This window comes from Streptomyces sp. NPDC058289 (assembly GCF_042880975.1).
Lineage (GTDB): Bacteria > Actinomycetota > Actinomycetes > Streptomycetales > Streptomycetaceae > Streptomyces > Streptomyces stoeckheimensis.
The window spans coordinates 1-8,777 of record NZ_JBHVYI010000172.1 but is presented as its reverse complement, the minus strand read 5'-3'; the positions used below and the strand labels follow the sequence as shown (position 1 = coordinate 8,777).

5 protein-coding genes and 2 pseudogenes are annotated in these 8,777 nt (G+C 72.7%); 1 reads left to right on the top strand and 6 read right to left on the bottom strand.

Translation table 11 applies throughout. The annotated features are described in order from the left end of the window. Nucleotides 1–88: 88 nt before the first annotated feature. The 6 genes and pseudogenes from ACFVX6_RS40175 to ACFVX6_RS40150 form a co-directional block, all read right to left on the bottom strand. Nucleotides 89–1,201 (bottom strand): cupin domain-containing protein, encoded by a 1,113-nt coding sequence (locus ACFVX6_RS40175; RefSeq protein WP_389699536.1) that lies wholly within the window; start codon nt 1,199–1,201, stop codon nt 89–91. Then, entirely contained in the window at nt 1,198–2,274 is a 1,077-nt protein-coding gene (locus ACFVX6_RS40170) for a carbon-nitrogen hydrolase family protein (protein ID WP_389699535.1), read from the bottom strand. The genes ACFVX6_RS40175 and ACFVX6_RS40170 overlap by 4 nt, the downstream gene beginning before the upstream one ends. An 18-nt stretch (nt 2,275–2,292) precedes the next feature. Beyond that, nucleotides 2,293–4,584 (bottom strand): FAD-dependent monooxygenase, encoded by a 2,292-nt coding sequence (locus ACFVX6_RS40165; protein ID WP_389699534.1) that lies wholly within the window; start codon nt 4,582–4,584, stop codon nt 2,293–2,295. Then, nucleotides 4,575–4,973 (bottom strand): annotated as a pseudogene (locus ACFVX6_RS40160) (acyl-CoA thioesterase); the annotation flags it as partial. The pseudogene ACFVX6_RS40160 and the gene ACFVX6_RS40165, both read right to left, overlap by 10 nt. Nucleotides 4,974–5,129: 156 nt before the next feature. Further along, nucleotides 5,130–6,788: pseudogene (locus ACFVX6_RS40155) on the bottom strand (AMP-binding protein); the annotation flags it as partial. Nucleotides 6,789–6,981: 193 nt separating this feature from the next. Further along, nucleotides 6,982–7,491 (bottom strand): ATP-binding protein, encoded by a 510-nt coding sequence (locus tag ACFVX6_RS40150; RefSeq protein ID WP_389699533.1) that lies wholly within the window; start codon nt 7,489–7,491, stop codon nt 6,982–6,984. A 275-nt stretch (nt 7,492–7,766) separates the two neighbouring features. On the opposite strand from ACFVX6_RS40150, the gene ACFVX6_RS40145 reads away from it, so the two are divergent. Further along, nucleotides 7,767–8,726 (top strand): alpha/beta hydrolase fold domain-containing protein, encoded by a 960-nt coding sequence (locus tag ACFVX6_RS40145; protein ID WP_389699532.1) that lies wholly within the window; start codon nt 7,767–7,769, stop codon nt 8,724–8,726. Nucleotides 8,727–8,777 lie beyond the last annotated feature (51 nt).

The following is an 8,777-nucleotide window of genomic DNA, read 5'->3' as shown; positions in this document are numbered from 1 at the left end:
CGTGTGTGGGGTGCGCCGGGGGCGGGGGGGGGGGCGCCGCGCCCGGGGGGGGGGGGGGGGGGCGGGGGGCGGGGGGGGGCCCCGCGGCTCAGGAGGCGGGCTGGTGCCCGCCGTTGTCCGGGTACGCCTCTTCGCGGTGGAAGCCGAGGGACCGCATGACGGGGAAATCGTTGAAGGAGAACAGGCAGGCGTCCTCGGACGGATCGAGGTTGCGGTGCTCGTGCCAGGCCCAGGACGGGACGCAGAACACGTCGCCCTGCTTCCACTCGAAGCGCTGCCCGGCGATCACCGACACTCCGCGTCCCTTGGCCGCCGTGTAGATCACCGACCCGGTGTGACGGTGGGCCAGGGTGGCCTGGCCCGGGCGCAGCAGCTGCATGTGGGCGCTCATGGTGGGCATCACCGAGCCACCGGTCACCGGGTTGGTGTACTCCGCGATGACCCCGTCGTACGGGGAGCCCTCGGTCGCCGAGGCCAGGCCGAGCAGGGCCTCGTAGGTCTGCTCCCAGGGGTAGGCCAGCAGCGGGGAGTAGGGGCGGCTCCACTTCTCGGAGCCGTACGGGAGCAGGTTCGCGGCGTAGGTCAGGACCGAGGAGTTCACCACCTTCCCGGGCTGCTGGTACAGCTCGGGGTGCACCTCGTAGAACCCGGCGTCCAAGGCGTTGACCAGCGGGATGTCGAGGCCGTCCTGCCAGATCACCGGGGCGTCGGTGGCATCGTTGCCGTGCTCGTGCCAGGTGCCGTTCGGGGTGATGGCGAAGTCGCGCGGGCCCACCTTCAGCTTCTGGCCGTCCACGATCGTCCACGCCCCGGTGCCCTCGTGCACGAAGCGCAGCGCCGCGGCCTGGTGGCGGTGGGCAGTCATGGCCTCGCCGGGACCCATGATCTGTAGGCCGGTGTAGAGGAGCCCGGCGGCTGCACTGACGTCCCTGCGGCCGGGGTTGACCAGCATCACGACGCGGCGGCCCGCGTCGTCGGCCCGGACGAGGCCGAGCGCCTTGTGCACGAGGGGCCGCAGCTCCTCGTAACGCCACAGCACGGGAACGGACTTGGGCTGCGGGTACCAGGGCTCGATGTCGTTGGCCACCGTCCACAGCGCACCCGCTTCGAGGGCTTCGAGCTCGCCGTAGTAGGCGGTGAGTTCGGGGGTGTCGGAAACCCGGGCGCGGCCGAGTGCGGTGTCGTCCTGGTCGGTGGTCATGCGTCCTCCTCGGGGGTGGTGGCGGTGGGCGGAACGGACTGCGGCAGGGCCTGCGGGGCGGACTGCGGCACGGACTGCGGGACGGTGAAAGTGACCGGAGTGCGGGGCCGGTTGTCCACTTCGAGGCGGAAGACGTCGAAGCGGTTGTAGTGCCCGGTGATGTCGTGCATCTGCTTGGGCTGGATGCACCGGTTCAGGTCGATCTCGGCGTAGACGATGCCCTCGACGTCGACGAGCGGCTCCGTGACCGGGCGGCCGTCGGGCCCGAAGATGCCCGACAGGGCGCTGCGCGGCCGGGCGAACAGGGCCCGGACCGCCTCGTCCTCACCGGCGACCGCGTCGACGATCTCGGGGGAGACGGTGGAACAGGCGACGACGGAGAAGACCTTGCCCTCGAAGCTGTGGGCCGCGGTCCGGACGGCGATGGCCTCGGCCATGTCGTAGTCGGTGGGCGCCACGGGCAGGGCGATGTAGCAGGCCGCGTGGACCAGTTCGCCCTGCGCCAGGAGCGTGAAACGGGCCAGGGTGTTGGTGTTCTCCCCGCACGCGAGGGCGCCGACCGGGCCGACGGGAGTCTGGTGGACGCGCAGGGAACTGCCGTCGCCGCCGGTCCAGGTGAGCTTCTCCGCCCAGGTGGGCACCAGCTTGCGGTGCACACCGAGCAGTTCGCCGTCGGGGCCGATGGTCAGCAGCGTGTTGTAGAGCACGCCCAGGCTGTGCGGGGCGCGTTCGTTGACGCCGATGACCAGCACGACCCCGTACTGGCGGGCCGCCGCGCGCAGGGTGTCGACGTGCGGGCCGGGGATGTCGATGGACGCACGCTGCAGGCGCTCGAACCAGGGCGAGCCCTGGACCGGGTTCATCGTCCAGTTCCAGTACGGGTAGCCGGGGACGAACGCCTCGGGGAAGACGACCAGTTCGGCGCCCTTCCCGGCGGCCTCCGCGATCAGGGCGACGGCCTTGTCGACGGTGGCGGCGGGATCGAGGTAGACGGGAGCGGCCTGGACGGCGGCCGCGGTGAAACGGGGCAGGTCGTTCGGGGGACGGGTGTGACGGGTCTCGCGACTAAGCATGGGCCTCGGCCGTTCCGTTCAGAGGGCCGGCGCGGTGACGCGCGGCAGCCATCGCTGGTGCACCGGTGCGGCGGGCTGCCGCAGCAGTTCGAGGCGCGGCGGCACCCGGTCGGTGCGCGCGGCCGGCGGCCGAGTGCTGCCGGCCCGCCAGGACCGGGCCCACGGCGCGGCCGGCCCGCGGTATCCCTGGGCCACGGCCGCGTGCAGGGTCCACAGGGGGTCGTGGAGCTGGGCGCGGCCCACCGCGCACAGGTCGGCGCGGCCCGCCAGGATCACCGAGTTCACGTCGTCGTAGGTGGAGATCGCACCGACGGCGATGGTCGCCACCCCGGTGGTGTTGCGGATCAGGTCCGCGTACGGGGTCTGGTAGCTGCGGCCGAAGGACGGCCGCTCGTGGGCGACGACCTCACCGGTCGAGACGTCGATCGCGTCGGCCCCCGCCGCGGCCAGGGCGCGCGCGATGTGTACGGCGTCCGCCTCGTCGAGGCCGCCCTCGGCCCAGTCGGCGGCCGAGACGCGGACCAGGAGGGCCTTCCCGGCCGGCCACACCGCCCGTACCGCGCCCAGCACTTCGAGCGGGAAACGCAGCCGGTTCGCCACCGGCCCGCCGTACTCGTCGGTGCGCCGGTTGGTCAGCGGGGAGAGGAACCCGGACATCAAATGGCCGTGCCCGTACTGGAGTTCCAGGACGTCGAAGCCGGCCCGGTCGGCGCGCTCGGCCGCGCGCACGAAGTCCCGTACGACCAGGTCCATATCGGCGCGGGTCGCCTCGCGGGGGACCCGGCCGTTCTCGTCCCAGGGCAGCGGGGAGGCTGCCAGCAGCGGCCCTCCGCCGGCCCGCCGGCCCGCGTGGGTGAGCTGGATGCCGAGGCAGGTGTCGGACTGGCCGTGCGCGAAGGAGGTGATCCGCAGCCAGGCGGCCTCCTGCTCGTCGGTCCACAGACCGGGGCAGCCCGTATCGGTCCGGCCGTCGGCGCTGACCGCCGTCATCCCGGCGATGACCAGGGCCGCGCCGCCGAGGGACTGTGTGCCCAGGTGGACGAGGTCGAAGTCGCCCGGGACTCCGTCGACGGCCGTGGACAGGGCCATCGGGGGGACGACGATCCGGTTGCGCAGGCGCAGGCCGCCGATCCGGAAGGGCCGGAACATGGGCGGGACCGGCGCCGAGGTGTTGACGGCGGTGGTGAACTCCGCGTCGCGCACCCGCAGGTTGTCGTAGGTGACCCGGCGGCTGCGGGTCAGCAGGTTGAAGGCGAACTGGTGCGGGTCCTGGCCGGTGTACCGGTCGATGTTCTCGAACCACTCCAGGCTGGCCTGCGCCGCCCGCTGCGTGGACTCCACCACCGGCCTGCGCTCGTCCTCGTAGGCGGCCAGCGCGCTCTCCACGTCGGGGTGCTCGTGCAGGCAGGCGGCCAGCGCAAGGGCGTCCTCCATGGCGAGCTTGGTGCCGGAGCCGATGGAGAAGTGGGCCGTGTGCGCGGCATCCCCGAGCAGCACGGTGTTCCCGTGCCGCCAGGTGCGGTTGCGCACGGTGGTGAAGCGCAGCCACTTGGAGTTGTTGGGGATCAGCCGGTGGCCGTCCAGGTGCCCGGCGAGGATCTCCTCACAGCGGCGGATCCCCTCCTCGTCACTGGCGCCGGGCGCCAGGTCCAGGCCGGTGGATCCGGCGAAGCCTCCGCGCTGCCAGGTGTCCTCGTCCATTTCGACGATGAAGGTGGAGCGGGTGTCGTCGTACGGGTACGCGTGCACCTGGAGCGTGCCGAAGTCCCGCTCCTCGACGATGAAGGTGAAGGCCTCGAAGACCTTGTCCGTGCCCAGCCACATGTAGCGGCCCGCGCGCTCGTCGAGATCGGCGCCGAAGGTGTCGGCGTAGGCGGCCCGGGTGGCCGAGCGCACGCCGTCACAGGCGACCACCAGGTCGTATTCGGCGGCCAGTTGCTCCGGCGGAGGAGCCTGCGTGCGGTAACGGACGTCCACGTCCAGGGCGGCGCAGCGTTCCTGGAGGATTTGCAGCAGCCGACGCCGGCCCAGAGCGGCGAAACCGTGCCCGCCGGAGGTGAGGGTTTGGCCGCGGTGGCGTACGTCGATGTCGCTCCAGCGGGCGAACTCCGCCGACATCGCGGCGTGGACGGAGGGATCGGCCTGAGCGATGCCGTCGAGGGTCTCGTCGGAGAAGACGACCCCGAAGCCGAAGGTGTCGTCGGGGGCGTTGCGCTCCCAGACGGTCACCTCCCAGTGCGGGGAGATCTGCTTGGCCAGGGCGGCGAAGTACAGGCCGCCCGGCCCGCCTCCGATGACTGCTATGCGCACGGGGCGCCTCCTCGGTTGTTCTCGATCAGTTCGGGGGCCTGCCGTCCGGCCTTCGTGAGGACCTCGCGGACCTCGGCCGGCCACGGGGTGGTCCCGGTCGCGCGGGCGGCGGAGTGGGCGATGACCATGCGGCCGGTGGCGGCCACTGCGCCGTCTGGGCCCTTCGGGTCCTTCGGGTCCTTCGGGTCGTCCGGGCCCGGCTCGCCGCGGACGGTGAAGGCGTAGTGGAGGGAGCTCGCGCCGACCTTGGTGACCCGCAGCTCGGTCCGCACGGCCTCGCCGAACCAGAGCCGGGCCCGGTAGTCGGCCTCGAAGTGGACCCGGGGCGTGCTGCCGAAGAGGTGCGACAGCCCCAGACGGCGCAGCAGCACGGCCTCGGCCGCCTCGACCCAGCGGATCACGGTGGAGTGGTGGTAGTGGCCCGCCGCGTCGGTGTCGGTCCACTCGACCCGGCGCTCGACGACGACGCTGGGCAGGTGCGGCACCTGCGCCTCGGGGCACCCGGCGGCGCACCCGCCGTCGTCCGGGGCCGCGGCGGTGGGGGTGGCTCCGGACGGTTCCTCACCCCGGGCGCGGAGTTCGCCGCGCCGGAGCTTGCCGGTCTCCGTACGGGGGAGCTCGGTGACGAACTCCACCGCACGCGGGTATTTGAACGGGGCGATGGCCGCTTTCACGTGCTCCTGGAGCTCGCGGACGGTCTCCGGGGCGGCCGGGACGCCCGCGCGCAGGACCACGTACGCCTTGACGAGCATGCCGCGCCGCTCGTCGGGGACACCGACGACACCGCAGTCCGCCACGTGCGGGTGGTCGGCGAGCGCCTTCTCCACCTCGGGCCCCGCGATGTTGTAACCCGAGGAGACGATCATGTCGTCGCTGCGGGCCACGTACCAGAAGTAGCCCTCGGCATCGCGGACGTAGGTGTCGCCCGTGATGTTCCAGCCGCCGCGGACGTACGTGGTCTGGCGCGGGTCGTCCAGGTAGCGGCAGCCGGTGGGCCCCGTGACGGCCAGGAGGCCGGGCTGTCCGTCGGGAACGGGCACCCCGTTCCCGTCCACCACGGCGGCCCGGTAGCCCGGGACGGGCCGGCCCGTGGAGCCGGGGCGGATGTCCTCGTCGGCCGCGGAGATGAACACGTGCAGCATCTCGGTGGCGCCGATGCCGTCGATGATGCGCAGCCCGGTGGCGGCGTGGAACTCCTCCCACACGGCGGCGGGCAGGGGTTCGCCCGCCGAGACGCAGCGGCGCAGCCCGGCCAGCCGGTCGGCCGCACCCGCGGCCAGGATCGCGCGGTAGGCGGTGGGTGCGGTGAACAGGACGGTCACCCCGTGCTCGGCGACGAGGTCGGCCAACTGCCCCGGCGTCGCGGTTTCGACGAGCAGGGTGGCGGCCCCGACGCGCAGCGGGAAGACCACGAGACCGCCGAGCCCGAAGGTGAACGCGAGCGGTGGGGTCCCGGTGAACACGTCGTCGGACTGCGGCCGCAGGACGTGCCGGGAGAAGGTGTCCGCGTTGGCGAGCACGTCACGGTGGAAGTGCAGCGTCGCCTTGGGGCGCCCGGTGGTACCGGAGGTGAAGGCGATCAGGGCCACGTCGTCCGCGGCGGTGTCCACGGTGGTGAAGACACCGGCCTTGGCCGCGCAGCGTGCGGTGAGGTCGTCCTCGCCGGGGCCGCCGTACGCGATCACCCGCGGGGCGGTGTACTCGGCGGAGCCGTCGCCGTGGGCCGCGGCGGCCGCGGCTCCTTCGATTTCCCCGAGGTAGCGGTGGTCGCACAGGGCGACGGCGGGGCGGCTGATCTCGCACAGTGCGGCGAGCTCGGCGGCGCGCAGCAGCGGCACCGTGGTGACGGCCACTCCGCCGGCCTTGAGCACGCCGAACCAGGCGGCGACGAGCCAGGGGTTGTTCGGGCCGCGCAGCAGCACGCGGTTCCCGGGGAGCAGGCCCAGGTCCTCGCTGAGCACCTGGGCGACCTGGTTGGCACGGCGTTGCAGTTCTCCGTACGTCCAGCGCTCTTCGGTGGTCAGCAGACAGGGGCGGTCGGGTCCCCAGCGCTCGACGGCGTCGTCGAGGAGGCTGTGGGCGCAGTTGAGCCGGTCCGGGTAGTCCAACTCCGGCAGATCGAAGTGGAGTTCGGGCCAGAGGTCGAACGGCGGGAGCCGGTCGCGGCAGAAGGTATCGGCGTGCGCCGAAGGGGAGAGCTCCATGGGGCGGCACCTCAATCAGGGAGCAGCGGGGGAGATGGGGCAAGTATCTCGATAAATTGGCGGGCGTCAATTCCTCGCCATATTTTTGTGAGGACGATCGCTTCTCCGGCGCCCTCTCGGTGTCCTCCTGGAGGCCCGCCCCGCCCCCCTCCTGAGCCTCCGGCCCGCGCCGACGTGCGCGCAGATCGGCGCGTCAGGCGGCCGGCACGCGAACCCGTACGGACTTGCCGAACTGATCGGCCTGGACGCTGAGTTGACCGCCTGCCTCGGTGGCCATCAGGTGTACGAGCAGCAGGCCGCGCCCGTTCTCGGCGTCCTGGTCCACCTCGTCCCGCGGGTGCGGCAGCCGGGGCAGCGGGGAGGCGCCGTCGGTGACCTCCAGCTGGAGCCATCCCCCTTGCAGGGAGACCCCGACGCGCAGGCGGCCCGCTCCGAAGGCGTGCAGGACGACGTTCCCGACCAGCTCGCTCACCGCCAGCAGGAGGACGTCCGCGATTTCGTCGGCGATGTCCCAGCCCTCGAGCATCGAGCGCACGCGGGAGCGGATCACGGGGACCGTCGCCGCAGTGGGCTCCGCGGCCCAGCGGCCGAATCCGCGGGCTCGGGGAGCGGTCGCGGAGGTCGGGTGGCCTGGGGTGTCCGGGTCGGCCGGGGTGTCCGGGTGGGCGGTGGGCCGTATGGCGGGGGGCGTGGAGGTGAGCATGGCGTGCTCCCGGAGGGAAGGCGACGACATTCGCGCAGTGGCTCGTGTAACTGTCGGGGAACTGGGACTGCCCGTGCTCTTGTGGTCTGCGGAAACGCGTCGCTAGAGTCGTGATTACACGTGTAACACGCTAAGCCTCCCCCACGGCCCGCGCAAGCATTTCGGACATACGTTACGAAGCCTTGTCCGTCCTGCACCCGCGGCCGTGGCCGGACCCACAGACCCGCACCTGGACCCGTCGGCCCCCCGGGGCCGAGCAGATTGGAAGGGCCGCAATGACACAATCGCCCCCCGTCGCGATCGATACGGCGGACATGACCTGGCCGCCGCCGCCGTTCCGGACCCCCGTGTCCGCCGTCGTGGACGCGGACGGGGTCCGCCGCTTCGAGGGGATCACCTACGCGACCTCGCCCGGCTACCGCCCCCGGCTGCTCGACGTCCAGGTGCCCGCGGGTGAGGGGCCCTTCCCGGCGGTGGTGTGGATCCACGGCGGCGGCTGGCTGGACGGCGACCGGCGCTATCCGCCGCCGACCGTGCCGGTCGAGCTGCTGCACGGGTCGGTGCTGGCGGCGGGACTGGCCCTCGTCTCGATCGACTACCGCCACAGCCTGGAGGCCCCGTTCCCGGCCCAGCTGCACGACGTGAAGGCCGCGATCCGCTACGTCCGGCAGTTCGGCTCCGCGCTGGGCATCGACCCGGGCCGGATCGGGGTCTGGGGCGAGTCCGCGGGCGGCCACCTGGCGGCCCTCGCCGGCGTCGTCGGCGCGGACACCCCGGACGCCGAGGCGCTGGAGGGCGCGCACGGAGTGGGCGCCGGCGACACCGCCGTACGCGCCGTAGTCGACTGGTACGGGGTCTCCGACCTGGTCACCCTCTCCGAGCACCCCATGCCGGCGTTCCCGCCGCTGCCCGGCGGAGTCGAGTTCCCCGACCCGTACGAAGCCCTCCTCGGCGCGTCCGTCGCCGAAAGCCCGGAGCTGGCGCGGGCCGCGAGCCCGGTGACGTACGCGGTCGAGGGCTCCGACCCGCCGCCGTTCCTCCTGATCCACGGAACCCTGGACGGGCTGGTTCCGTACAGCCAGAGCGAGGAACTCGCCGCGGCCCTCGCGAAGGCCGGGGGCGAGGTCGTCCTGACCCCCGTGGAAGGCGCCGACCACATCTTCCTCGGCTCGCCCGACATCAGCCGCATCGTCGCCGACAGCGTGACCTTCCTCGCCCGCCACCTGGGCGCCTGAGGTCCCGTAGCAGGCGAAAGGACGGCACCGGCGGCGGGCGCTCCGAAACAC

Bases quoted from the DNA above. Each gene is read 5' to 3' on its own strand.
- ACFVX6_RS40175 (WP_389699536.1), bottom strand. From the start codon at position 1,201: ATGACCACCGACCAGGACGACACCGCACTCGGCCGCGCCCGGGTTTCC.
- ACFVX6_RS40170 (WP_389699535.1), bottom strand. From the start codon at position 2,274: ATGCTTAGTCGCGAGACCCGTCACACCCGTCCCCCGAACGACCTGCCC.
- ACFVX6_RS40150 (WP_389699533.1), bottom strand. From the start codon at position 7,491: ATGCTCACCTCCACGCCCCCCGCCATACGGCCCACCGCCCACCCGGAC.
- ACFVX6_RS40145 (WP_389699532.1), top strand. From the start codon at position 7,767: ATGACACAATCGCCCCCCGTCGCGATCGATACGGCGGACATGACCTGG.